Source organism: Blastococcus capsensis (assembly GCF_030165005.1).
Lineage (GTDB): Bacteria > Actinomycetota > Actinomycetes > Mycobacteriales > Geodermatophilaceae > Blastococcus > Blastococcus capsensis.
On record NZ_JASNNW010000013.1, the window covers coordinates 89619 to 112641 of the forward strand.

20 protein-coding genes and 2 pseudogenes are annotated in these 23023 nt (G+C 72.5%); 9 read left to right on the forward strand and 13 right to left on the reverse strand.

Going from position 1 to position 23023, the window contains the following annotated elements; all coding sequences use genetic code 11:
• Position 1: 1 nt before the first annotated feature.
• Complete coding sequence (locus QOZ86_RS13200; RefSeq protein ID WP_284492433.1) at positions 2-2557, reverse strand: putative bifunctional diguanylate cyclase/phosphodiesterase; 2556 nt, start codon at positions 2555-2557, stop codon at positions 2-4.
• 237 nt (positions 2558-2794) lie between these two features.
• On the opposite strand from QOZ86_RS13200, the gene QOZ86_RS13205 reads away from it, so the two are divergent.
• A complete protein-coding gene (locus tag QOZ86_RS13205) occupies positions 2795-5116 on the forward strand; it encodes a putative bifunctional diguanylate cyclase/phosphodiesterase (RefSeq protein ID WP_284492434.1) in 2322 nt (773 codons plus the stop codon).
• A 165-nt stretch (positions 5117-5281) separates the two neighbouring features.
• Here the strand turns inward: QOZ86_RS13205 and QOZ86_RS13210 are convergent, their stop codons facing one another.
• From QOZ86_RS13210 to QOZ86_RS13220, 3 genes are read right to left on the reverse strand one after another with little or no spacing between them, the layout of a single operon-like run.
• Positions 5282-6100 (reverse strand): succinate dehydrogenase/fumarate reductase iron-sulfur subunit, encoded by an 819-nt coding sequence (locus tag QOZ86_RS13210; protein WP_284492435.1) that lies wholly within the window; start codon positions 6098-6100, stop codon positions 5282-5284.
• The gene (locus QOZ86_RS13215; RefSeq protein WP_284492436.1) at positions 6097-8043 is read right to left on the reverse strand and encodes a fumarate reductase/succinate dehydrogenase flavoprotein subunit; all 1947 of its coding nucleotides are present in this window, start codon (positions 8041-8043) and stop codon (positions 6097-6099) included. The genes QOZ86_RS13210 and QOZ86_RS13215 overlap by 4 nt, the downstream gene beginning before the upstream one ends.
• Positions 8044-8055: 12 nt before the next feature.
• Complete coding sequence (locus tag QOZ86_RS13220) at positions 8056-8754, reverse strand: succinate dehydrogenase cytochrome b subunit (protein WP_284492437.1); 699 nt, start codon at positions 8752-8754, stop codon at positions 8056-8058.
• Between the two features lie 181 nt (positions 8755-8935).
• On the opposite strand from QOZ86_RS13220, the gene QOZ86_RS13225 reads away from it, so the two are divergent.
• Together QOZ86_RS13225 and QOZ86_RS13230 are read left to right on the forward strand one after the other, a co-directional pair.
• Entirely contained in the window at positions 8936-9544 is a 609-nt protein-coding gene (locus QOZ86_RS13225; protein ID WP_284492438.1) for a sulfite oxidase-like oxidoreductase, read from the forward strand.
• A 241-nt stretch (positions 9545-9785) separates the two neighbouring features.
• On the forward strand, positions 9786-10433 hold the full coding sequence (locus tag QOZ86_RS13230) for an FAD-binding oxidoreductase (RefSeq protein WP_284492439.1): 648 nt from the start codon (positions 9786-9788) through the stop codon (positions 10431-10433).
• 325 nt (positions 10434-10758) lie between these two features.
• On the opposite strand, the pseudogene QOZ86_RS21210 reads toward QOZ86_RS13230, so the two are convergent.
• Positions 10759-11169 (reverse strand): annotated as a pseudogene (locus QOZ86_RS21210) (DUF6817 domain-containing protein); the annotation flags it as partial.
• On the opposite strand from QOZ86_RS21210, the gene QOZ86_RS13235 reads away from it, so the two are divergent.
• Positions 11059-11880, forward strand: coding sequence for a formate/nitrite transporter family protein (locus QOZ86_RS13235; RefSeq protein ID WP_284492440.1), 822 nt, complete (start codon positions 11059-11061; stop codon positions 11878-11880). The pseudogene QOZ86_RS21210 and the gene QOZ86_RS13235 sit on opposite strands and share 111 nt — an antisense overlap.
• A 2-nt stretch (positions 11881-11882) precedes the next feature.
• Here the strand turns inward: QOZ86_RS13235 and QOZ86_RS13240 are convergent, their stop codons facing one another.
• The 3 genes and pseudogenes from QOZ86_RS13240 to QOZ86_RS13245 all read right to left on the reverse strand — a co-directional run bounded on the left by QOZ86_RS13240 (position 11883) and on the right by QOZ86_RS13245 (position 13373).
• Positions 11883-12428 carry a DUF1990 domain-containing protein gene (locus QOZ86_RS13240; protein ID WP_284492441.1) on the reverse strand — a complete coding sequence of 182 codons (546 nt, stop codon included), beginning with the start codon at positions 12426-12428 and terminating at the stop codon, positions 11883-11885.
• Positions 12429-12645: 217 nt separating this feature from the next.
• A pseudogene (locus QOZ86_RS21215) lies at positions 12646-12963 on the reverse strand (EAL domain-containing protein); the annotation flags it as partial.
• Positions 12861-13373 carry a diguanylate cyclase domain-containing protein gene (locus QOZ86_RS13245; RefSeq protein ID WP_284492442.1) on the reverse strand — a complete coding sequence of 171 codons (513 nt, stop codon included), beginning with the start codon at positions 13371-13373 and terminating at the stop codon, positions 12861-12863. The pseudogene QOZ86_RS21215 and the gene QOZ86_RS13245, both read right to left, overlap by 103 nt.
• A 47-nt stretch (positions 13374-13420) precedes the next feature.
• On the opposite strand from QOZ86_RS13245, the gene QOZ86_RS13250 reads away from it, so the two are divergent.
• Positions 13421-14290, forward strand: coding sequence for a HipA family kinase (locus QOZ86_RS13250; RefSeq protein ID WP_284492443.1), 870 nt, complete (start codon positions 13421-13423; stop codon positions 14288-14290).
• 20 nt (positions 14291-14310) lie between these two features.
• A complete protein-coding gene (locus QOZ86_RS13255; RefSeq protein WP_284492444.1) occupies positions 14311-14706 on the forward strand; it encodes a DUF3037 domain-containing protein in 396 nt (131 codons plus the stop codon).
• Positions 14707-14781: 75 nt separating this feature from the next.
• Here QOZ86_RS13255 and QOZ86_RS13260 read toward each other — a convergent pair whose 3' ends face one another.
• The 5 genes from QOZ86_RS13260 to QOZ86_RS13280 all read right to left on the reverse strand — a co-directional run bounded on the left by QOZ86_RS13260 (position 14782) and on the right by QOZ86_RS13280 (position 19081).
• Entirely contained in the window at positions 14782-15075 is a 294-nt protein-coding gene (locus tag QOZ86_RS13260) for a 4a-hydroxytetrahydrobiopterin dehydratase (protein ID WP_284492445.1), read from the reverse strand.
• Between the two features lie 82 nt (positions 15076-15157).
• Complete coding sequence (locus tag QOZ86_RS13265) at positions 15158-15868, reverse strand: phosphoadenylyl-sulfate reductase (protein ID WP_284492446.1); 711 nt, start codon at positions 15866-15868, stop codon at positions 15158-15160.
• 177 nt (positions 15869-16045) lie between these two features.
• Complete coding sequence (locus QOZ86_RS13270) at positions 16046-17719, reverse strand: nitrite/sulfite reductase (protein WP_284492447.1); 1674 nt, start codon at positions 17717-17719, stop codon at positions 16046-16048.
• Positions 17720-18018: 299 nt separating this feature from the next.
• The gene (gene cysC, locus QOZ86_RS13275; protein ID WP_284492448.1) at positions 18019-18549 is read right to left on the reverse strand and encodes an adenylyl-sulfate kinase; all 531 of its coding nucleotides are present in this window, start codon (positions 18547-18549) and stop codon (positions 18019-18021) included.
• A gap of 49 nt (positions 18550-18598) precedes the next feature.
• On the reverse strand, positions 18599-19081 hold the full coding sequence (locus QOZ86_RS13280) for an RrF2 family transcriptional regulator (RefSeq protein ID WP_431521218.1): 483 nt from the start codon (positions 19079-19081) through the stop codon (positions 18599-18601).
• A gap of 27 nt (positions 19082-19108) precedes the next feature.
• Here QOZ86_RS13280 and QOZ86_RS13285 point away from each other — a divergent pair, with 27 nt between their 5' ends.
• From QOZ86_RS13285 to QOZ86_RS13295, 3 genes are all read left to right on the forward strand, one after another.
• Entirely contained in the window at positions 19109-19864 is a 756-nt protein-coding gene (locus tag QOZ86_RS13285) for a (deoxy)nucleoside triphosphate pyrophosphohydrolase (RefSeq protein WP_284492450.1), read from the forward strand.
• A gap of 278 nt (positions 19865-20142) precedes the next feature.
• Positions 20143-20757, forward strand: coding sequence for a PDDEXK family nuclease (locus QOZ86_RS13290; protein WP_284492451.1), 615 nt, complete (start codon positions 20143-20145; stop codon positions 20755-20757).
• A gap of 500 nt (positions 20758-21257) precedes the next feature.
• The gene (locus QOZ86_RS13295; RefSeq protein WP_284492452.1) at positions 21258-22916 is read left to right on the forward strand and encodes a peptide ABC transporter substrate-binding protein; all 1659 of its coding nucleotides are present in this window, start codon (positions 21258-21260) and stop codon (positions 22914-22916) included.
• The last annotated feature ends 107 nt before the right edge of the window (positions 22917-23023 follow it).

Sequence of the window (23023 nt, forward strand, 5' to 3'; positions counted from 1 at the left end):
GTCAGACCATGCGCAGGCCGGCCCGGCCCGGCGCGGCCCGACGGCCGGTCAGCCAGCCGGGGAGGTCCTCGACCGGCATGGGCCGGGCCAGGTGCCAGCCCTGCACGAGGTCGCAGCCCATCGACCGGAGCAGGTCCCAGGTCGCCTGGTCCTCCACGCCCTCGGCGACGACGTCCAGCCCGAGGTGTCTGCCCAGGTCCACGATGGCCCGCACGATCGCCACGTTCTCGCCGTCGCCGCGCAGGGCGGCGACGAAGCTCCGGTCGATCTTGACCTCCTGCACGGGGAGCCGCTGCAGGTAGGACAGCGACGAGTACCCGGTCCCGAAGTCGTCGATCGACAGCCGGACGCCGAGCGCGCGGAGCTGGTCCAGGAGCGCGACGGCACGGCCGGGATCGGCCATGACCGAGCTCTCGGTCACCTCCAGCGTGAGCCGGTCGGCCGGGACGCCGTAGCGCAGCAGCAGCCCGGCGACCTCGTCGACCAGCGCCGGGTCCTGCAGGCTCCGGGTGGACAGGTTCACCGCGACGCCGAGGTCGTGGCCGTCCGCCCGCCACTGCGCGCACGCGGCCAGCGAGGCGTCGAGCACGCGGGTGGTGAGCAGCCCGATGAGGCCGCTGCGCTCGGCCACGGACACGAAGTCGTCCGGCGGCACCCAACCGCGCTCGGGGTGCTCCCAGCGGACCAGCGCCTCCACGCCGACGACCCGGCCCGAGGCGAGCTCGCCCTTCGGCTGGACGTGCACGACCACCGAGCCGTCGTGCAGGGCCGCGCGCAGCTCGGACACCAGCGTCAGCCGCCGCGGGCTGGTGGCGTGCAGGTCGGGCTCGTAGAGGCGCATGCCGCCGGTGGAGGACTTGGCGTCGTACATCGCCAGGTCGGCGCACTTCAGCAGTGCCGCCGTGTCCGATGCGTGCGCCGGAGCAAGCGCGATCCCGATCGAGGCCCCGATCTCCACCGCCAGGCCGTCCAGCGGCACCGGTAGCTCGAACGCTTGCAGCAGGGCGCGGGCGATCCGGAAGGCGTGGTCCTCGTCGGCGGTCCCGGGCAGCAGGACGGCGAACTCGTCGCCGCCCAGCCGGGCCACCGAGCCCGCCGCGCCCACGGCTGAGGTGAGCCGGGTGCCGACCTCGACGAGCAGCGCGTCGCCCTGGTGGTGGCCTAGGGTGTCGTTGACCTCCTTGAACTCGTCGAGGTCGAGGATCATGACCGACGCCCCGGCCGCCCGGCCGGCGGCCACCTCCGCCAGCGCGTCGGTCACCGCACGCTGCAGGTGGGTGCGGTTGGGCAGCCCGGTCAGGGCGTCGTGCAGGGCGTCGTGGCGCAGGCGGCCGATCAGCTCGTCGTTGCGCAGCGCCACCCCCGCGTGGTTGGCGACGGTCTCCAGGAGCAGGACGGCGTCGCCGTCGAAGGTGCGCACGTCGCCCAGCCGGTCGCCCACCACCAGCGCGCCCTCGAGGTCGGCCGAGCCGCTGAGCGGGACGACGACCGCATCCCGCATCCCGAGGGACGCCAGCTGCCTGCGGGCCTGCGGGTCGCGGGTGCCGCGGGGCAGCAGCACCGGCCGGCCGCCATGGGTCACGAGGTCGGTCACCCACCCGGCCGAGTTCGCGTCCTCGTCCTCGTGGCGACGGAGCTCACCAGCGGGGTCCAGGCCCACCCGGGTGACCACGCCCTCCGCGGTGGGCGCGAAGGCGATCATCGCCTGCTCGCAGGACAGCAGGTTCCGGGCCTCGGTGAGCACGTCGGCCAGCAGGTCGCCGTTCTCGGGGGTCGCGCTCACCGCCTGGCTGAACCGGTACAGCCGCTCCAGGTTGAGGTGCCGCTCGGCCAGGGCGGCGTAGCTGCGGAAGGCCAGCAGGACCAGCGCGCCGCAGACCGCGAGCAACCACCCCGCCGTCGGCGACGCGGTCAGGGTGAGCACGGCCATGAGGCTCAGGGTGGTGCCGATGAGCGGCCGTACCAGCGAGCCGGCGTCCGACAGGAGCGAGCGCAGGTCGACCCCGCCGTCGTAGGCGGCGATGACCGCGCTGACCGCTACGGCCCCGAGGACGTCGACGGCCAGCGTGGCCACGTAAGCGGCCAGCCAGGTGGCCGGTCCCGGGAAGCCGCTGTCCGGTGCGAGGGCGTGGAACAGCGCGAGCGCCAGGCTCGTCTCACCGGTGAGGAGGGCGAGGTTGAAGAGGAACTTCGTCGGCGGCGTCCGGCGGTACGCGAGCATCGCCACCACGCCGCCCACCACCTGCCCGGCGACGACCGCGAGCGGTGCGGCGAAGAACATCCCCAGGACCAGCGGGATCTCGCTGAACGAGATCGTCCGCGCTTCCCGGCGGGTCTGGACGTGCAGGACGAACGCGTCGGTGGCGGCGACGCCCAGCGCGATCGCCCACCAGGGCAGTTCGATCCCCGGCAGGAACGGGCCACGGCCCACGAGACCGGGAGCCAGCAGCACCGCCAGGGCGACGAGGGCGACCATGAGGACCGCCAGGCACAGGGTGCGGGCGCGCCTGCCCAGCCCGCCGGCGGGGACCTGCGGTGCGGTCGCCTCGCTGGCCACGGTCCCTCCTTCCGCTCGCTCGTGCCCGGATGCTGATCCGATCGGTTGACGGCTCGCCGGCGCGCGAGCTGAACGGACCGTCACCCCTTCGGGCTGGTCACCCCCCCGGTGCCGGCACGCCGATGCGCCGGCCGGACGAGCCTGCGGTCTGTCGCACGTCGCTCCGACGGGGGAGCCGGGCGTCGCGGGCGACGTCCAGCACTGAAGTGCGATACGAAACCGGTCGATACCTGTCCCATGCGCACGAAGCGATCCGCTCCGGCCCCGGGCCCCGACGCCCGGCGACGGGGCGACGACGGCCGGCTCCGGGTCGTGCGCCTCCTGGGCGCCGTCTTCGGTGGCCTCTGGGCCTTGGCGCTGCTGGCCGACTCGCTGGGCTCCGCCGACGTCGGCACCCTGCTGGCCGAGGAGGGCAAGCTCGTCTTCCTCGCGGGTGTCGCGCTGATGTTCCTCGTGCGCGGCTGCGACGCGACAGGGGACCGGAGCGCCTGGTGGCTGTTCGCGGCCGCCGTGGGCTGCTACTTCTCCGGCGCCGCCGCCTTCGAGGTGCACTACCGCCATCTCGCCGTCGTGCCACGGCCGTCGTGGACCGACGTCGGCTTCATGGGGTTCTACCCGCTGGCGTTCGTCGCGCTCGTGCTCATGCTGCGTACGCGGGTGCGGCGGCTGACCCTCAGCACCTGGCTGGACTGCGCCGTCACCGGCCTGACCGTGGCCGCCGTCGCCGGCGCGCTGGCGTTCGGGCCGCTGCTGCGGTCGGCCGAGGGCGGGCCGGCGCTGGTCCTCACCAGCATCGCGTACCCGATCGGGGACCTGCTGCTCCTCAGCCTGCTCGCCGGCGCGCTGGTGGTCATCGGCCGCCGGGCCGGTGCCTGCTGGTGGTGGCTCACCAGCGGCCTGTCCTTGTTCGTCCTGACCGACACCGTCTACGCCTTCCAGGTCGTCCGGGGCACGTACACGGTGGGCGGCCCGCTCGACTACGCCTGGGGGCTGGCCTTCGTCTGCCTCGGCCTGGCCGCCTGCCAGCGCGGCCGCATCGGCGAGAGCGAGCGGGGGAGCCAGAGCAAGGGCGCGCTCCTGCTGCCCGGCGCCTGCGCGCTCATCGCCGTGGCCCTGCTCTTCACCGGCTACCTGGCCGGCGGGGACCCGGTGGCCGGGGTACTGGCCCTCGGAGCAGTCCTGGCCGCCCTCGCCCGGACCGGCCTGACCTTCCGCGATGTGCGGGCCCTGGCCGACAGCCGTCGTCAGGCCCGCACCGACGAGCTGACCGGCCTGCCCAACCGCCGCTCGGTCTTCGAGGCGCTCGACGCGGTGGACGTCCGGCTGCGCGACGGCGAGGAGCTCGCCGTCCTGGTCCTCGACCTGGACCGCTTCAAGGAGATCAACGACTCTCTCGGGCATGCGGTCGGCGACGCGCTCCTCCGGGAGGTGGGCGCCCGGCTGCAGGCGGAGGTGCGCGCCGGTGACCTGCTGGCCCGGCTGGGCGGGGACGAGTTCGTCGTGCTGGCCCCCGACCTGGACGCCGACGACGCCCTGGTGATGGCACAGCGCCTCCGTGCGCACCTGCAGCGGCCGTTCCGCCTGGACAGCATGGACCTGACCGTCGACGCCGCCGTCGGCCTGGCCGTGGCCCCCAGGGACGCCGGCAGCGCGATCGAGCTGCTGCAACTGGCCGACCTCGCGATGTACTCGGCGAAGACCGGCCGGCTGGGCGCCACCGCCTACGACGAGGCGCGGGACGGGCACGGCCGGCACCGCCTCGAGGACGTCGCCGCATTGCGCCGTGCGCTCGAGCGTGGGGAGCTGGTCCTGCACTACCAGCCCAAGCTCGCCCTGCCGACGGGAGTGGTGGAGGGCGTGGAGGCGCTCGTCCGGTGGCAGCACCCGACGCGCGGCCTGCTCTACCCCGATGCCTTCATCGAGCTGGCCGAGACCGCGGGGCTCATGGCGCAGCTCACCACGCAGGTCGTCGACATGGCGCTCGCCCAGTGCCGTCAGTGGGCCGACCAGGGGCGTGCGCTCACGATGGCGGTCAACGTCAGCCCCTCCAACCTGGTCGACGAGCACTTCCCTGACGACGTCGCACGCCAGCTGGCCGCGCACGGGCTCCCGGCCGGGAGCCTGGTCCTCGAGGTCACCGAGAGCCTGCTCATGGAGGACCGTGAGCGCGCCGTCCGGGTGCTCGCCCGGCTGCGGGAGGACGGCGTCGGGGTGGCGATCGACGACTACGGCACAGGGCACTCGAGCCTCGCCTACCTCGCTGCCCTGCCGGTGACGGAGCTGAAGCTGGACCGCACGTTCATCTCCGCCATGACGGGCAGCGCGCGGGCGGCGTCGATCGTCACCTCCACGCTGCAGCTGGCGCACGCCCTGGACCTGGTCCTGGTGGCCGAGGGAGCGGAGGACGCGGCCACCGTGGCGGCGCTGGTCGAACTCGGCTGCGACGTCGTCCAGGGGTACCACCTGAGCCGGCCCCTGCCGCCGGAGCAGCTGTGGGTGTGGTTGCACGAGCGGGCGCAGCTGCCGGTCGGCCGGCCGCCGGCTACCAGCCCGGTGTGAGCCATCGTCCGACCAGGCCCCGTACTCCTCGTCGGTCATCGGCCGGGTGGGCAGCACGGGCGCAGCGGGACAGCCCGGGAGCGGCCCCGTGAACGCGACGGGCGGGCATCCGGAGTGGATGCCCGCCCGTCGCGGTCGGCCCCGTCCTCGTGACGGGGCCCCTGATCAGCTCTTCGGCCGTGCGCCGGCGCGCAGGGCGCCGAGCAGGTCGTGGTTGAGCCGGGAGATGGTCTCCATCGAGATGCCCTTCGGGCAGGAGGCCGAGCACTCGCCGATGTTGGTGCAGCCGCCGAAGCCCTCGTAGTCCTGCTGGGCGACCATGTTGACCACCCGGTCGTCGCGCTCGGGCTGCCCCTGGGGCACGAGCCCGAGGTGGGTCACCTTCGCCGCGGTGAACAGCATCGACGAGGCGTTCGGGCAGGCGGCCACGCAGGCGCCGCAGCCGATGCAGGTCGCGGCGTCGAACGCGGCGTCCGAGTCCTTCTTCGGCACCGGCGTCGCGTGGGCCTCCGGCGCCGTCCCGGTCGGGACGCTGATGTAGCCGCCGGCCTGGATGATCCGGTCGAACGCCCGCCGGTCGACGGCGAGGTCCTTGATCACCGGGAAGGCGGTCGCCCGCCACGGCTCGACGTCGATCGTGTCGCCGTCGGCGAACGACCGCATGTGCAGCTGGCAGGTGGTGGTCTGCTGCGGACCGTGCGCCTGACCGTTGATCATGACGCCGCACATGCCGCAGATGCCCTCGCGGCAGTCGTGGTCGAAGGCCACCGGGTCGTCGCCCTGCAGGATCAGCTGCTCGTTGAGCACGTCGAGCATCTCGAGGAAGGACATGTCGGGGGAGATGTCGGTGACCTTGTAGGTCACCATCTTGCCCTTGACCGAGGGGCCCTGCTGCCGCCAGATGCGCAGGGTCAGGTTCATCCCGCGCTTCTCGGCCCCGGGGGTGCCGACGCTGGACCGCATGGCGCCGTCTGTGGCTGTCACTTGTAGCTCCGCTGGGCGAGGTGGACGTACTCGTACTCGAGGTCTTCCTTGTGGAGCACCGGGGGCTGACCCTGGGGCGTCCACTCCCAGGCGGCGACGTAGGCGAAGTTCTCGTCGTCGCGCAGCGCCTCCCCTTCGGGGGTCTGGCTCTCGGCGCGGAAGTGGCCACCGCAGCTCTCGTTGCGGTGCAGCGCGTCGACGCACATCAGCTCGGCGAGCTCGATGAAGTCGGCGACCCGGCCGGCGTGCTCCAGGGTCTGGTTGAAGGAGTGCCAGTCACCGCCCACCTTCAGATCGGTCCAGAACTCCTGGCGGATCTCGGGGATCCGGTCCAGCGCCTTGCGCAGGCTCTCCTCGGACCGCTCCATGCCGCAGAGGTCCCACATCAGCTTGCCCAGCTCGCGGTGGAAGGACGCCGGGGTGCGGTTGCCGTTGATGTTGAGCAGCTTCTGGGTCTGCTCCTGCACACCGGTGAGCGCCTCCACGGCAGCCGGGTGGCCCTCGTCGACCTGCTCGAACGGACCGTCGGCGAGGTAGTCGCTGATCGTGGCCGGCAGCACGAAGTAGCCGTCGGCCAGCCCCTGCATGAGGGCGCTGGCGCCGAGACGGTTCGCGCCGTGGTCGGAGAAGTTGGCCTCGCCGATCACGAACATGCCGGGGATGGTCGACTGCAGGTCGTAGTCGACCCAGAGCCCGCCCATCGTGTAGTGCACGGCGGGGTAGATCCGCATCGGCGTCTCGTACGGGTCCTCGCCGGTGATCTGGGCGTACATGTCGAAGAGGTTGCCGTACTTGGCCTCGATCGCCGGTCGCCCCAGGCGCTCCATGGCGTCACCGAAGTCCAGGTACACGCCGAGCCCGCCGGGGCCCACGCCGCGGCCCTCGTCACAGACGTTCTTGGCCTGGCGGGAGGCGATGTCGCGGGGCACCAGGTTGCCGAACGCCGGGTAGATGCGCTCGAGGTAGTAGTCGCGGTCGGCCTCGGGGATGTCCCGGGCGTCGCGGTCGTCGCCGCGCTCCTTGGGCACCCACACGCGGCCGTCGTTGCGCAGCGACTCGCTCATCAGCGTGAGCTTGGACTGGTAGTCGCCCTTGACCGGGATGCAGGTCGGGTGGATCTGCGTGTAGCAGGGGTTGGCGAAGTACGCGCCCCGCTTGTGTGCCCGCCAGATCGCCGTGGTGTTGGAGCCCTTGGCGTTGGTGGACAGGTAGAAGACGTTGCCGTACCCGCCGCTGGCGACCACGACCGCGTCGGCGAAGTGCGTGCTGATCTCCCCGCTGACCAGGTCACGGGCGACGATGCCGCGGGCGCGGCCGTCGACCACGATGAGGTCGAGCATCTCGTGGCGGGCGTGCTCCTCGACGTTGCCGGCCGCGATCTGCCGCTCCAGCGCCTGGTAGGCGCCGTACAGCAGCTGCTGGCCCGTCTGGCCCCGGGCGTAGAAGGTGCGCGACACCTGGGCGCCACCGAAGGAGCGGTTGTCCAGCAGGCCGCCGTACTCGCGGGCGAAGGGCACACCCTGGGCCACGCACTGGTCGATGATGTCGACGCTGACCTCGGCCAGCCGGTGCACGTTGTTCTCGCGGGAGCGGAAGTCGCCGCCCTTGACCGTGTCGTAGAACAGCCGGTGCACGCTGTCGCCGTCGTTGCGGTAGTTCTTGGCGGCGTTGATGCCGCCCTGCGCGGCGACGCTGTGCGCCCGGCGCGGGCTGTCCTGGTACCAGAACGACTTGACCTTGTAGCCCTGCTCGCCGAGCGTGGCGGCGGCCGAGCCGCCGGCCAGGCCGGTGCCGACGACGATGACCGTCAGCTTGCGGCGGTTGGCCGGGTTGACCAGGCGGCCGCGGAACCGTCGCTGGCTCCAGCGCTCGCCGATCGGCACGTCGCGGGGGGCCTTGGTGTCGGCGATCGGCTCGCCGACGTTGAAAAGCTCGAGAGGCATCGGTGGAGCTCCTTAGTCGATGAGCCCGAAGAGGACGGAGAAGGGCACGAGCAGGAAGCCGAGGGTGAGGAGCGTGGCGAACCCGATGGCGAAGAGGCTGACGGTCTTCTCGCGGCGGCGGTTGCTCTGGCCGAGGGTCTGCGTGGCGCTCCAGATGCCGTGCCGCAGGTGCATGCCGAGCAGGATCACCGAGATCGCGTAGAAGATCGTGACGAACGGGTTCTGGAAGCTGGCCACCAGCCGGTCGTACGGCGTGCTGTCGAAGCCCTCGGCGTTCACCGTGCCGGTGGTGAGGTCGAGGATGTGGTAGATGATGAAGGCGGCGATGATCACGCCGCCCCAGCGCATGGTGCGCGAGGCGTAGCTCTGCGCCACCGCCTTCTTGGTGACGTACCCCTGGGGGCGGGCGCGCTTGGCCTGGCGCCACAGCGAGACGGCGGCCCAGAAGTGGGCCACGACCGCGGCCAGCAGCACGAGCCGGATGATCCAGAGGGTGGTCTGCCCGGGCACTGCCGGGTTGCCGACCGTGCGGATCCACCCGGAGTAGGAGTTGAAGGCCTCCGCGCCGGAGAAGGCCTTCAGGTTCCCGACCACGTGCGCGATCAGGTACAGCACCATGATGATGCCGCTGACCGCCATGACGGCCTTCTTGAAGACCGAGTTCGTCTTCGCAACCTTCGGGGTCCTGCGCTGCGCGTGCTCCACCGTCACCACAAGTCCTCACGCTAGGACTACACGGCGCTTGCCACCAAGCCAACACAAGGTGAAACACCTCATGTAAGGGGACCCTCACCGCAGGTCAGCGGGGTGTCCGAGGGCATTCGTGCAGGTCGGTGACGAGTGATCGCGAGGTCACGATTGAGCAGCGGGAGGTCGGGGGACTGGAGCACCTGTGCCCACCCCCACCCGTGGATTCCTCGGTCGCCGTCGCGCACGCGACCCGCGGCTGCCCCCCGGCCAGTACGACGTCGGCGGCGACTGGCCGGTGCTGACCGCCGAGCCCGCCCCCCGCATCGCCCCGGAGACCTGGAGCATCACCGTCGACGGGAGGGTCGAGTTGCCCACGACGTGGTCGTGGGACGAGGTCCACCGGCTGCCGCCCTCGGAGTACCGCGGCGACATCCACTGCGTCACCACGTGGTCGAAGTTCGACACCCGGTTCTCCGGCATCAGCGTCGACACGCTCCTCGAGGCGGCCCGGCCGACCGCCGAGGCGCGGTTCGTCATGGCGACGTCGACGACGGGCTACACGACGAACCTGCCGCTGGCCGACGTCACCGGGGGGAAGGCGTGGCTGGTCTGGGACTTCGACGGCCGCCCGCTGACCCCGGAGCACGGCGGGCCCGTGCGGCTGCTCGTGCCACACCTCTACTTCTGGAAGAGCGCCAAGTGGGTCAGCAAGCTGTCGCTGCTGGCCCGCGACCAGCCCGGCTTCTGGGAGCAGAACGGCTACCACGACCGCGGGGACCCGTGGCGGCAGCAGCGGTACCAGGGTGACTGAAGAAGGGCCTCCGGAAGGACCTCGCTGCCCCCCACCGGGGAAGGACCCTCCTGCCCCCCACCGTTCGCAGGCTCACGGCGGGGTCCTGCACGAGGGCCGGCGGCGGGACCCTGCACCGAGGCCGACAGACCCCTCGCAGGCTCGGGGCGAGCCCTGGGACGAGGCCGTACTGGGTGCTGGGGTCGCCGGCGCGCCGAGCGGCGGATGGCACACCGCCACCGTCGCGGGGGTGCGCCGCCCGGTGCCGCGTTCGGTCCAATTGCGCCTCGACGTCGAGGACCGGGTGGACCACCTGCCCGGACAGCACTACGTGGTGCGGCTGACCGCTCCCGACGGGTACACCGCGCAGCGGTCGTACTCGATCGCCTCGGCGCCCGGGGACCCGCTGCTGGAGCTGTTCGTCGAACGGCTCGACGACGGCGAGGTGTCCACTCACCTCGCCGACGTCGTCGAGCCCGGTGACGTGCTCGAGGTCCGCGGACCGATCGGGGGCTGGTTCGTGTGGGACGGCACGACCCCGTCGCTGCTCGTCGCCGGCGGCAGCGGGGTCGTCCCCTTCGTGTCGATGCTGCGCACCGCGCGTGACCTCGGGCGGACCGACCTGCTGCGCATCGCGGTCTCCGTCCGCACGCTGGAGCTGCTGCCCTACGCCGAGGAGCTGCGCGACGCCGGCGCGCTGATCGCCAGCACCCGGGAGCCGAGCGGCATCCGCCCCGCCGGCCGGCTCACCGCGGAGGACCTCGTGCCGCTGTGGGAGCCGGGTCAGACCGTCTTCGTGTGCGGGTCGGCGGCGTTCGCCGGCGCGGCCACCGGGCTGCTCGAGACGCTGGGCACCCCGGCGGCGGCCATCCGCGTGGAGCAGTTCGGCCCCAGCGGTGGACCGGCCTGACCTGCGGCAGGGGTGGCGTCGGAACGACGGTGATGACCGCCGGGTTCGGGGCGCTGCAGCGGATGCCGTTCCCGAAGTGAGCGCACCACCCGGCTGTTGGCCTGCTGCTGTCTCGCGTGCGCGGAGGCGGCCACCGGCCGACAGTCGTGGTCATGAACCGTCGCGGGCCTCGCCGAACACCCGCCGCGCTTCGGCGAGCACCGCCGGGCCGAGCACCGGCGCCCACTGCTCGGTGAGTCGCCGGAAGTAGCCGCCGTGCTGGTCGAGGAAACCCGGGCGTGCTCGGCGACGTCGAGCTCGTTGACCAGGCTCGGACGGCGTGCGCGCGGCCGGCGAGCTGGACGCCGGCGGTGGCGCCCAGCCGGGCCAACAGGTGCTGCACCCGCTCCAGGTGGCCGCCGAGCGTGCCCCCGGGGTGCCCGATCGCTTCCGCTCCGCGCTCGCGGAGCAGTGCGGCGAGCCGGTCGGTCGGATCCACGGCCGGAACCGTAGCCAGCACCTCGGCCGCGGCGCCATGACGACGCCACCTGCGCGGGACGGTGTGCGGAGGACGCCCATGGGTAGAGCGTCCGCTACGTATCCGCCGCGCCGTGGGCTCCGGCGTCCCGCCATCCGAGGAGAGACCGTGGCCGTCGACCACACGCGTGAGGAGCTGGGCGAGTCCAGCGCGCCGGTCGAGGACGAGGTCTCCGAGGCCTTCGACCGGATCCTCAGCGAGGGTGCCCAACGGCTGCACCGCACCTGGCGAGAAGTGCTCGCCACCGGGCTGGCCGGTGGCTTCGAGGTGGCGACCGGACTGCTCGCCCTGCTGGCCGTCTACGCGGCGACGGGGAGCCACCTGCTGGCCGGTCTGGCCTTCAGCGTGGGCTTCGTCGCGCTGGTCCTCGGTCGCAGCGAGCTGTTCACCGAGGGCTTCCTCGTGCCGGTGACGGCCGTGGTCGCCGGGCGGGCCAGCATCCGGCAGCTCGGCAAACTGTGGGCCGGCACGCTGGTGGCCAACCTCGTCGGGGGATGGCTGGTCACCTGGTTGATCGTCCGTGCACTGCCCGACCTGCGGGACACGGCCACCGAGATGGCCGCGCACTTCGTCCTCTCCCCGCTGAACCTGCAGTCGATCTCACTCGCCGTGCTCGCGGGCATGGCGATGACCCTCATGACGCGGATGCAGCACGGCAGCAGCTCCGACATGGTGAAGGTGATCGCGGCCGTCATCGGCGGCTTCCTGATCGGTGGCCTGCAGCTGTTCCACTCGATCGTCGAGTCCCTCATGGCCTTCGCGGCCCTGCACGCCGGAGCCCCGTTCGGCTACGCCGACTGGCTGGCGTGGTTCTGGTACACCGCGTTGTTCAACGTGCTGGGCGGGCTGGTCGTGGTCACGACGACCCGGTTGGTGCGCAGCAAGGAGCTGGTCGAGCGCGAGCGCTCGGCCGTCCGCCGGGGCGAGTAGGTCTACCCGCGAGCCGCCCGGCGGATCACGGCCGCGTACCGGGCGGTCGCCAGCCGCTGCGCCACCAGGCTGAGCGGTCCGGCCAGCCGGGCGGCGGGGGAGGCCAGGCGGAAGAAGACCCGGATCTCGTAGGCGACGTCGCCGTCCGGGGTCAGCCGGACGGTGAACCGTTCCTCGCCGCTCTCGGGGTGGCCGGGCAGCGTGCCGTAGGCGAATCCGCGTTCGTCGCCGTCGGTGGCGGCCCACACCACCCGGCACGGGATGTCGTACCCCAGCCGCGGCGCCCCCGCGGTCAGGAGCACGACGGTGCCGGGCGTGCTCGCCGGGCCGTCGGCGCGCACGCGCAGCCCGACCCCGCGCTGCGCCCGCCAGTCGAACACCGCGGCCGTGGCGCGCTCGAACGCCGCCCGCCCCGAGCCGACGATCGTCCGGTGCTCGGCGTGGTGGTACCCCGCCGGCAGGACGGCGTCGCCGGTGGCTCCCACCTCGGCGTAGGTGAACGGCGCGTCGGCGAGGACGGCGGGGTCGGTTGCGCGCAGGAGGCCCACGTCGTGCAGTCTCCCGGTCGCGGCGCCGTCGTGCCGGGTGGTCAGGCCGGGTGTGAGAGCGCCGGCCGGTTCTCGAGCTCGGCCACGGATGCCGCGACGGCGGCCTGCGGGAGCGGCCGGGCGAGCCAGTAGCCCTGGGCGATGTCGCACCCCAGCCGGCCGAGTTCCTCCAGGTCGCGCGGGTCTCCACCCCCTCGGCCACCACGCGCAGGCCCAGGCTGTGGGCGAGATCGATCGTCGACCGCACGATCGTCCGGTCGCTGGGGTCCAGCTCCATCGTCTGCACGAAGGAACGGTCGATCTTCAGCGTGCTCACCGGCAGGCGGGTCAGGTAGGCCAGGGACGCGTGGCCCGTGCCGTAGTCGTCCACGGACAGCTCCAACCCCAGCGAGCGGAGCTCCTGGAGCACCTCGAGCGCGCGGCCGGGGTCCTTCATGGCCGCGCTCTCGGTGATCTCAAGCTCCAGGCACGAGGCGGGCAGGCCGTGCTCGTGGAGCAGCCCGGCGACCTGGGCGGCGAGGCAGGTGTCCAGCACCGGACCTGCGGCTGGTAGTGCACCACGAGCTCGCCGTCGCGGATGGCCCGGCGCAGGTCACCGGAGAGGCTCAACCGGGCCGCCGCGCCTGCATCCATGGACGGTGCGTAGACCGCGAGCCCCAGGTGGTCGGCCTTGGCCGCGTACATGGCGACGTCGGCGTGCCGCAGCAGGTCCGTGGCGCTGCCGCCGTGGACGGCGACCCCGCAGCTGCCGTCGACCTCCAGGGTCACCCCCTCGACCTGACAGGGCCGGCGGACGGCGGCGAGGGCCCGGCGGGCAACCTGCGCGACCTCCTCTTCGGTGCAGTCGCGCAGCAGGATGACGAACTCGTCACCGCCCAGCCGGGCCAGCACGGTTCCCTCGCGCAGTTCCTCCGTCAGCCCCCGCGCGTCCCCCGGTCGGGGCACGGCGACCCGGACCACGGCGCGGCGGCCGGGGTGCCGACGGCGGTAGGTTGACCGGCACTGTGCTGCCCGTCGTCACCGCCACCCGCTACGTCACCCCGCTGCGCGAGGGCGGGTCGCTGCCTGGGCTGATGGAGGCCGACGACCTCGGCACGTACGTGGTGAAGTGGCGTGCAGCGGGTCAGGGCGTGCGGGTGCTGGTCGCCGAGGTGGTGTGCGCGGAGCTGGCCCGGGCGCTCGACCTCCCGGTGCCGGCGCTGGTGACCGTGGACGTCGTCCCCGAGCTGGGGGTGGGCGAGCCCGACCACGAGGTGCAGGAGCTCCTGCAGCGCTCCGCAGGGCGCAACCTCGGCCTGGACTACCTGCCCGGCGCGCTGGACTTCGAGGCCGGCGCCGACGGCGTCGACCCGGAGCTGGCCGGACGGGTGCTGTGGTTCGACGCGCTGATCGGCAACGTCGACCGCTCCTGGCGGAACCCGAACATGCTGTTCTGGCACGGGCGCCTGCAGTTGATCGACCACGGCGCGGCGCTGACCTTCCACCACCACTGGCCCGGCGCCGAGGCCGCCGTCACCCGGCCCTACGACGCGTCGGCGCACGCGCTGATCGAGTGCGCGCCGGACGTGCCCGCGGCCGACGCCGCGCTGGCGTCCCGGGTCACGCGGCCACTGCTCGAGGAGGTGCTCGCCCAGGTGCCGGACGTGTGGCTGGAGGGGGAGAGCCCGGGCGAGCCGCCGCACGCCGTCCGCAACCGGTACGTCGGCCAGCTGCTGGCCCGGCTCGCGGCCCGTGACGCCTGGCTGCCGGGTCTGGTCGTCGCTGCGGCCGCCGGTGGATCGGGCCGTCGGCGCGCGCCCGTCGGGCAGAACCGTCCCGGCTGGTTGGGCCCGCCGCCGCCGGAGGGCATCACCCAGCGATGAGGGCCATGACATCGAGGGCTATGACATCGAGGGACGTGTTCGAGTACGCGGTCCTGCGGGTGGTCCCGAGGGTGGAGCGGGGCGAGTTCCTCAACGCCGGCGTGCTCGTCTACTGCCGTCAGCGCGACTACCTCGGCTCGCGGCTGCACCTGGACACCGACCGGCTGCGGGCGCTGGACCCGACCGCGGACGCCGCGGCCATCGGGAAGGCGCTGCAGGCGGCCGCCGACGTCTGCGCGGCCGACCCCGGTGCCGGTGCGGCCGGGCGCGAGGCGCTCGGCTCCCGGTTCCGCTGGCTCACCGCCCCGCGCAGCACGGTGATCCAGCCGGGCCCGGTGCACACCGGCCTCACCGAGGACCCGGGTGCCGAGGCCGACCGGCTGCTGCGGCTGCTCGTCCTCCCCCTCGAGCCCTGAGACCACCCGGGCATGGGAAGCGTTACATGCGTCGCGGGGCTCAAGACGCATGTAACGCTTCCCATGCCTGGGGGGTCAGGCGAGGAGCAGGGCGTCGATGCGGCGGGCCAGCCGCAGGTCGAGTTCGCTCACGCCGCCGGCGGAGTGGCTCACCAGCGTCAGGTGCAGCGTCCGGTAGCGCAGGTCGACGTCGGGGTGGTGGTCCATCTCCTCGGCCACGTCGGCGATCGCGGCGATCGCGGCGACCGCGGCCCGGAAGCTCGGCAGTTCCACGGTCCGGCGGATCCCGCTCCCGTTCCCGGACCACAGCGGCAGGCCGCGCAGCGCGGCGGCGAGTTCGTCGGGGGAGAGACGCGGCGGTCGGGGCATGCCCCATGGTGACGGTCTGGAACGGCCGCCCCGTCCAGAGGCTCGCGCCGAGCCTGCGAGGCGTGAGGAGGACGGGGTGTTTTCAGGTGTGCAGGCCGCACTCGGTCTTCGTCGACCCCGCCCAGCGGCCGGCGCGCGAGTCCTCACCCGGGGCGACCTGCCGGGTGCACGGCGCGCACCCGATGGAGCCGTACCCGAGCTCGAACAACGGATTGACCGGGATCCGGTGCTCGGCGATGTAGCCGTCGACGTCGTCCTGGTTCCAGGACGCGATCGGGTTCACCTTGACCATGCCGCGCTTGGCGTCCCAGTCGACCAGCCGGGTTCCGGCGCGGGTCGGCGATTCGTCCCGGCGGACGCCCGAACCCCACGCCGCGTACCCGGAGAGGGTCTGTGCCAGCGGCTGCACCTTGCGCAGCGAACAGCACAGGTCGGGGTCGCGGTCGTGCAGCTTCGCGCCGTGGATGAGGTCCTGCTCGGCGACGGTCTGCGGCGGCGTGACGTTCACCAGCGTCACCGGCAGCACCCCGGTGATCCAGTCACGGGTGCCGATCGTCTCGGCGAAGTGGTAGCCGGTGTCCAGGAAGATCACGTGCACTCCGGGGACCGCGCGGCTGGCCAGGTGCGCCAGCAGCCCGTCGGCCATGGACGAGGTGATCGCGAACCGGTCGCCGAAGTTCTCCCCGGCCCACGCGAGGACAGCCAGCGCCTGCTCGACGGGGTCGGCGATGCCGGCGAAGCGCGCGTCGGCATCGGCGGCGAGCTCCGGCGTCGGCGAGATCGCAGTGGTCATTCCTGAACCCCCGTGGCGAGCAGTCGGACGGTGAAGGCACGCAGGCAGGCGCCGCAACGCCAGCCATCGGCCGACTCCCCGTGGGGGGCCAGCTCTTCCTCACCGCAGTACGGGCAGTGGAACACCGGCAGCTGCCGGGTCCTTCCCGTACCCGCCTCCTCGCTCACAGCAGCCCCGTCACAGCAGCCAGGCCTCCTCGGCCCGGGAGACGTAGTGCGCGAACGACTCGTCCGGCGTCCGCCGCTCGAGGAAGCCGCGCAGCACGCGCTCGCAGTAGTCGGCGGTCTCTGCCTTGGTCACCTTGTGACCGCGGAACTTGCGGCCGAAGGTGGCCTCGACCCCGAGGTGACCGCCCAGGTGGACCTGGAAGCCCTCGACCATCTCGCCGCTCTCGTCGCGGACCATCGAGCCCTTGAAGCCGATGTCGGCGGTCTGGAACCGGGCGCAGCTGTTCGGGCAGCCGTTGACGTTGATGCCGATCGGCACGTCGAAGCCGGGCAGTCGCTTCTCCAGTTCGGCGTAGAGATCCTGCGCGTGCTGCTTGGTCTCGACGATCGCCAGCTTGCAGAACTCCAGGCCGGTGCACGCCATGGTTCCGCGGCGGAAGGCGCTCGGCCGCACCTGCAGGTCGTGCTCGGCCAGCGCCTCGACCAGCGCCTCGACGCGCTCGTCCGGCACGTCCAGGATGACCAGCTTCTGCTGGGTCGTGGTGCGGATCCGGCCCTGCCCGTGCTCGTCGGCCAGGTTCGCGATCGTGGTGAGCAGCGAGCCGGTGATCCGGCCGGTGCGCAACGCGAAGCCGACGGCGTTGAGACCGTCCTTCTGCTTGGCGACGCCGACGTGGTCGCGCTGGTCGTGCTTGGCCGGCGCCGGAGCCGGACCGTCGGGCAGCTGCTCCTCCAGGTACTCGTCCTGCAGCACCTGGCGGAACTTCTCCGGGCCCCAGTCGGCCATGAGGAACTTGATGCGGGCGCGGTTGCGCTGCCGGCGGTAGCCGTAGTCGCGGAAGACGGCGGTGCAGGCCGCCCAGACGTCGGTCACCTGGTCGGGCCGGACGAACACGCCGATCCGCTGGGCGAACATCGGGTTGGTGGACAGCCCGCCGCCGACCCACAGGTCGTAGCCGGCCTCGCCCGCCTCGTTCACCACGCCGACGAAGGAGACGTCGTCGATCTCCGGCTCGGTGCAGTGGTCGACGCAGCCGGACATCGACGTCTTCCACTTGCGGGGAAGGTTGCTGAACTCGGGGCTGCCCACGTACTTGGCGACGGTCTCGGCGATGACGTCGGTGGCGTCGAGCACCTCGTCCTCGAGGATCCCGGCCAGCGGGCAGCCGAGCATCACGCGCGGCACGTCGCCGCAGGCCTCCATCGTGCTCAGCCCGACCGACTCCAGCCGCCGCCAGATCTCGGGCACGTCCTCGATGCGGATCCAGTGGTACTGCACGTTCTGCCGGTCGGTGACGTCGGCGACGTCCCGGCCGAACTCGGTGCTGATCCCGCCCAGGACCCGCAGCGCATCGCTGGTCAGCTGCCCGCCGTCGATGCGGGCGCGCATCATGAAGTAGGAGTCCTCGAGCTCCTCGGGCTCCAGCACGGCGGTCTTGCCGCCGGGGATGCCCTGCGCGCGCTGGGTGTAGAGGCCCATCCAGCGCATGCGGCCCCGGAGGTCACCGGGGTCGATGCCGTCGAAGCCGGTCTTCGAGTAGATGTCGAGAATCCGCTGGCGGACCTCGAGGCCGTCGGAGTCCTTCTTCATCCGCTCGTTCGGGTTGAGCGGCTCGCGGTAGCCCAGCGCCCACTGACCCTGACCGCGCTGCGGCCGGTTGCTGGTGCGGGTGGGGGTGCTCACGTGGCGTACTTCTTCCTGCGCTCGCCGCCCGCCCGGCAGCGGGCCGGGGGAGACGGGGCGCTGCTGGATCGGAGCGCAGCGGAGGAGCTGCGCGGGAGAACCTGGGTCAGCGCGCGGCGCGACAGGCAGCGCTGGAGACCAGCGCGAGATCGATGTGCAGGCGCGCGACGAGGAACGCACTGCCAACGGTCATGCGTCAATGGTGCCACATCCCGGGGCGCCGCGAGTCGGACGCCGGTGGTGGTGGCCCCGTCCCGGGGCCCGCCCCGAGCGTGCGAGGGGTGGGGAGGACGGGGTCCTTATCCGATCTCCGCCCGGATGAGGGACACCGACTCCGCCAGCGGCGTCCCCGCGGTGTCGATGACCAGCTCGGCGCGGGCCGGCGGCTCGTACGGATCGCTCACGCCGGTGAAGACCGGGATCTCGCCGGCGCGCGCCTTGGCGTAGAGACCCTTGACGTCGCGGCCCTCGCAGACCTCGAGCGGGGTGGACAGGTGCACCAGCACGAAGCGACCGTGTTCCTCCACGAGCTTCCGGGCCTCCTCGCGGGCGGCTTCGTACGGCGCGATGGCCGCGACGACGGCGATGCCACCGTGCTTGACCACCTCGCCGGCGACCCAGCCGATCCGCCGGATGTTGAGATCGCGGTCGGCCTTGGAGAAGCTCAGCTCGCTCGACAGGTGGGTGCGGACGACGTCGCCGTCGAGGACGGTCACCGGCCGGCCCTCGGCCTCCAGCTGGGCCACCAGGGCATCGGTGATGGTCGACTTCCCCGCCCCCGACAGGCCGGTGAGGAAGACGGTGACGCCGTCGGGTCGCTTCTCGGACATGCCGCCAGTGTCGCCGAACCGGGGAGGGCGGGTCGGAACCGGGTCCGGTTCAGTCCTCCGGTGGGGCGCTGAAGGACCGCCACGCGTCGTCGATGGCCACCAGCTCGGCGGCGTGCGGCGGCAGCTGCCCGGAGACGACGTCGGCGACCGTGACCCCTTCCAGGACCCGGCGGTAGGCCTCCCGGGCGGCGACCCACACACCGGCCAGCCCGGCGGCCGCACCCGGGTAGACGACGTCTTCGGGGCGCTGGCCGTGCACCTCGGCGAGGAATCCCTGCTCGACCCGCATGACGCGCGCGATGGAGATCTCCGAGGCGGGCAGCGCCAGCCGGTACCCGCCGTCCCGGCCCCGCTGGCTGGTGACCAGCCGGGCGTGCTGCAGGTCGGCGAGGATGGCCTGCAGGAACCGGCCCGGGATGTCCTGTGCGGTGGCGATGCGCTCGGCGGTGAGCGAACCCGGCGCTGCGGCGGCGAGCTCGACCACCGCTCGGACGGCGTAGTCGACCCGGGCGTTGATGCGCACGCAGGACATAGTGCCGTCATCTGGGACAGTGCCCCGGTGTTCCGGCTGCGTTTCGCCACGTTGGTGGAGGCACCGCTGACCGTGGCGTTCGACGTAGCCCGCGCGCTGGGCCGTCCGTGGCCGGTGCCGCTGCAGGAGGTCGTCTCCGTACGGCCGGAGCGGGACGTGTACGCGGTCGCCCGCGGCCGCGGCTGGGTCACCCACTCCCGGCGGTTCACGGCCACCGGCGCCGGCACCCTCGTCGACGAGCAGGTCGACTGGGAGACGGGGCTGCCCGGCGTCCTCGGCGGCGTCGTCGACCAGGTGGTGCTGCGCGGCCGGATCGTGCGGGCGATGCAGGCGCACCTGGACGGCTACGCCGCGGCGGCCGCCCGCCGGGCGCTCGACGTCGTCCAGGTGGTGGGAGCCGCGCTGGTCGACGGCGACCGGGTGCTCGTGGCGCAGCGGTCGGGGGGCCGCTACGACGGCTGCTGGGAGTTCCCCGGGGGCAAGGTGGAGCCGGGGGAGTCGGAGCTGGCGGCCCTGGTGCGCGAGTGCGCGGAGGAGCTACGGGTCGCCGTCGTCCCGCAGGCGTTCCTGGGCGAGGTGCCACTGGACGGCGTCGTCGCGGGTGGGGCGCCCGGGGCGTCGACCATGCGCGTGTGGTGGGGCCGGATCGCGCACGGGCAGCCGGTCGCGCACGAGCACGCGGAGCTGAGGTGGGTGGGTGCTGCGGACCTCGACGCGCTGGACTGGATCCCCGCCGACCGCCCGCTCCTCCCCGCGGTCCGCGCACTCCTGAGCTCTGCCTGAGTTTTATGGCGATAAAGCGCCGAGGCTTTATCGCGATGAAGCCCGGGGCTGTGGACGAGGGGAGCGCCCGGAGGGGCGGAGCAGTGGCGATCCCCGGGTGTTGCTGCGGACTGCTGGTCTCACCGGTGTCTTCATCGGGGTGCACGCCGTCGCCGACGGAGCGGTGACCCGGCGGCAGCTCCAGGCGGGGCCTGTACCGGCGGGTGCTGCACGGCGTCTACGCCAATCCGGCGCTGCCGCGCGACCACGACCTGAGATGCCGAGCGGCAGCACTCCTCATGCCGGCGACGGCGGCGTTGGGTGGCCGCTCCGCAGCGGCGATCCTCGGGGGTCCGTCGCCGGGATACGCCGACCCGGTCACCGTCGTCCCGCCGACGAGCCTGTCCTGGCGGGGCCCGCGGGGAGTGCGGGTGCACCTGGCGGAGCTACCGGCGTCGGACGTGCTCAGCCGGGACGACGGCGTCCGCTACACGGTCCCGTTGCGGACGGCGTGGGACGTCGCCGCGCTCGAACCCGTGGGGACCGCCGTCGGAGTGCTCGACGACCTGCTGCGCAGAGGGGTCCTGCACGAGCCCGAGCTGCGCGCGTTCGTGCGTGCGGGGAGCGGTCGCTGGGGTGTTCGCCGCGTCCGCCGGGCGGTGGAGCTCGTCGACGCGCGCGCCGAGTCGCCGCCGGAGTCCTGGGTGCGGGTGGCGTGCGCGCTGGCCGGCCTACCCGAGCCGGTACCGCAGTTCGAGGCCGTGGCCGACGGCGCGTGGCTGGGTCGGGTCGACCTCGCGTGGCCGGAGGCCCGGCTGATCGTGGAGTACGACGGCGAGCATCACTTCGAGGGACTGCAGATCGTCAAGGACGACGCCCGGCTGGCTTCCTCGTCGCGGCGGGTTGGCGGGTGATCCGGTTGAGTGCCGCGGACCTGTGGGACGTGGAGGCCGTCGTCCGCCGGATCCGTGCGGCCCTCGTGGACGCCGGGGTCCACGAGAGCCCGACACCGCGAGCTCCATGGCGATGAAGCCCCGGGCTATATCGCCATGGAGCTCGGGGCGGGGGTGGGGGTGAGCCAGGGGCCGCCGCCTCGTCGCGGCTCCGGGTCCTGCCGCACCATGCTGTCAACCTGAACCGGAACATGCCCGGAAACAGGACGGAACAGCCGGAAGGGCTGCGGTCTATGGGATGGCTGGAAGCAGGAGTTGTGGTGGTGGCGCGGCTGGTGGACCCAGGTCACAACTCGATGACGTCCGTGGCAGTCCCTCGAACGGGGCCCTACCGTCTCCCCCGTGGTGTCGCGGGGCCGCTGGATTGCCGATAGCGACAGAGACCAATGAATCGGCCGGCCGATACCGGTGCGATCCGACCAGTCGGTTCCCGCGCCATGCGGGTCGAGGAGGCATTGCACGTGAAGTTGAGCAAGCGCAACAGTGGGCTCGTCGCGACGACCATCGCCGCCGCGCTGCTGATGACGGCCTGTGGCGGCGACGACGGCGGTGACAGCGGCGAAGCCACCGCGGCCGACGGCGGCAGCTTCAGCATCTACATCGGTGACCCCGAGAACCCGCTGGTTCCCGGCAACACGAACGAGACCGAGGGTGGTCAGGTCGTCGACTCGCTGTGGACGGGCCTGGTCGAATACGACCCCGACACCAACGAGACCGTCTACACCGGTGTCGCCGAGTCCATCGAGTCCGAGGACCAGCAGACCTGGACCGTGACGCTCAAGGACGGCTGGACCTTCCACGACGGGACGCCGGTGACCGCGCAGTCCTTCGTCGACGCGTGGAACTACACCTCCTACAGCCCGAACGCGCAGGGCAACTCGTACTTCTTCTCCAACATCGCCGGCTACGAGGACCTGCAGGCGCCGAAGGGCCCGGACGGCGAGCCGACCGGTGAGCCGCCCGTGGCCGAGGAACTCTCGGGGCTCCGGGTCATCGACGACCAGACCTTCGAGGTCGAGCTGTCGGCCCCGTACGCACAGTGGCCCACCACCACCGGCTACACCGCCTTCTACCCGCTCCCCGAGGCCTTCTTCGAGGACCCCGAGGGCTTCGGCGAGCAGCCGATCGGCAACGGGCCGTTCAAGGCCGACGAGGCGTTCGTGCCCGGCCAGGGCATCACGCTGACCCGCTACGAAGAGTACGGCGGCGAGCAGCCGGCGAACGCCGAGCAGGTGGAGTACCGCGTCTACACCGAGCTGAACACCGCGTACACCGACCTGCAGGGCGGCTCGCTCGACATCGTCGACACGCTGCCGCCGGACGCCATCGCGTCCGCGGAGGGCGAGTTCGGTGAGCGGTTCATCGAGACGCCGCAGGGTGACATCACCTCGCTCGGCTTCCCGACCTACGACCAGCGCTTCGCCGACCCGAACGTCCGCAAGGCGTTCTCGATGGCGATCGACCGGCAGGCCATCAGCGACGCGATCTTCCAGGGCACCCGCACGCCGGCCGCGTCGTTCGTCAACCCGGTCGTCCCCGCGCACCGCGAGGACGCCTGCGAGGCCTGCGAGCTGAACGTCGAGGAGGCCAACCGGCTGCTCGACGAGGCCGGCTTCGACCGCACCCAGCCGGTGGACCTGTGGTTCAACGCCGGTGCGGGTCACGAGGAGTGGATGCAGGCCATCGGCAACCAGATCCGCGAGAACCTGGGTGTCGAGTACCAGCTGCGCGGTGACCTGCAGTTCGCCGAGTACCTGCCGCTGCAGGACGCCCAGGGCATGACCGGTCCGTTCCGTTCGGGCTGGATCATGGACTACCCGGTCGCCGAGAACTTCCTCGGCCCGCTGTACTCGACCGCCGCGCTCCCGCCGGCCGGCTCGAACTCCACCTTCTACAGCAACCCGGAGTTCGACGCGCTGCTCGCCGAGGGCAACGCGGCCGACACCGAGGAGGCGGCGATCGAGGCGTACCAGGCGGCCGAGGACGTCCTGATCGCGGACCTGCCCGCGGCCCCGCTGTTCTACCGCCTCAACCAGGGGGCGCACTCCGAGAACGTCCGGAACGTGGTCATCGACGCGTTCGGTCGGGTCGACGCGGCCGCGGTCGAGGTCGTCGAGTGAGTCCGGTGACGGACTAGCACGAACCGCAGGCCACGGAGGTGCGCCCCCCCCCCCCCGGACGCCGCACCCCCCACGCCGGCGGCGCAAAACGATAACACCCCCACACC

Coding starts and splice junctions, on each gene's coding strand:
- QOZ86_RS13215 (WP_284492436.1), bottom strand. CDS start 8,043: ATGCCTCTCGAGCTTTTCAACGTCGGCGAGCCGATCGCCGACACCAAG.
- QOZ86_RS13290 (WP_284492451.1), top strand. CDS start 20,143: ATGCCGGCGACGGCGGCGTTGGGTGGCCGCTCCGCAGCGGCGATCCTC.
- cysC (WP_284492448.1), bottom strand. CDS start 18,549: ATGTCCGAGAAGCGACCCGACGGCGTCACCGTCTTCCTCACCGGCCTG.
- QOZ86_RS13260 (WP_284492445.1), bottom strand. CDS start 15,075: ATGCCCCGACCGCCGCGTCTCTCCCCCGACGAACTCGCCGCCGCGCTG.
- QOZ86_RS13265 (WP_284492446.1), bottom strand. CDS start 15,868: ATGACCACTGCGATCTCGCCGACGCCGGAGCTCGCCGCCGATGCCGAC.
- QOZ86_RS13205 (WP_284492434.1), top strand. CDS start 2,795: ATGCGCACGAAGCGATCCGCTCCGGCCCCGGGCCCCGACGCCCGGCGA.
- QOZ86_RS13280 (WP_431521218.1), bottom strand. CDS start 19,081: ATGTCCTGCGTGCGCATCAACGCCCGGGTCGACTACGCCGTCCGAGCG.
- QOZ86_RS13255 (WP_284492444.1), top strand. CDS start 14,311: ATGACATCGAGGGACGTGTTCGAGTACGCGGTCCTGCGGGTGGTCCCG.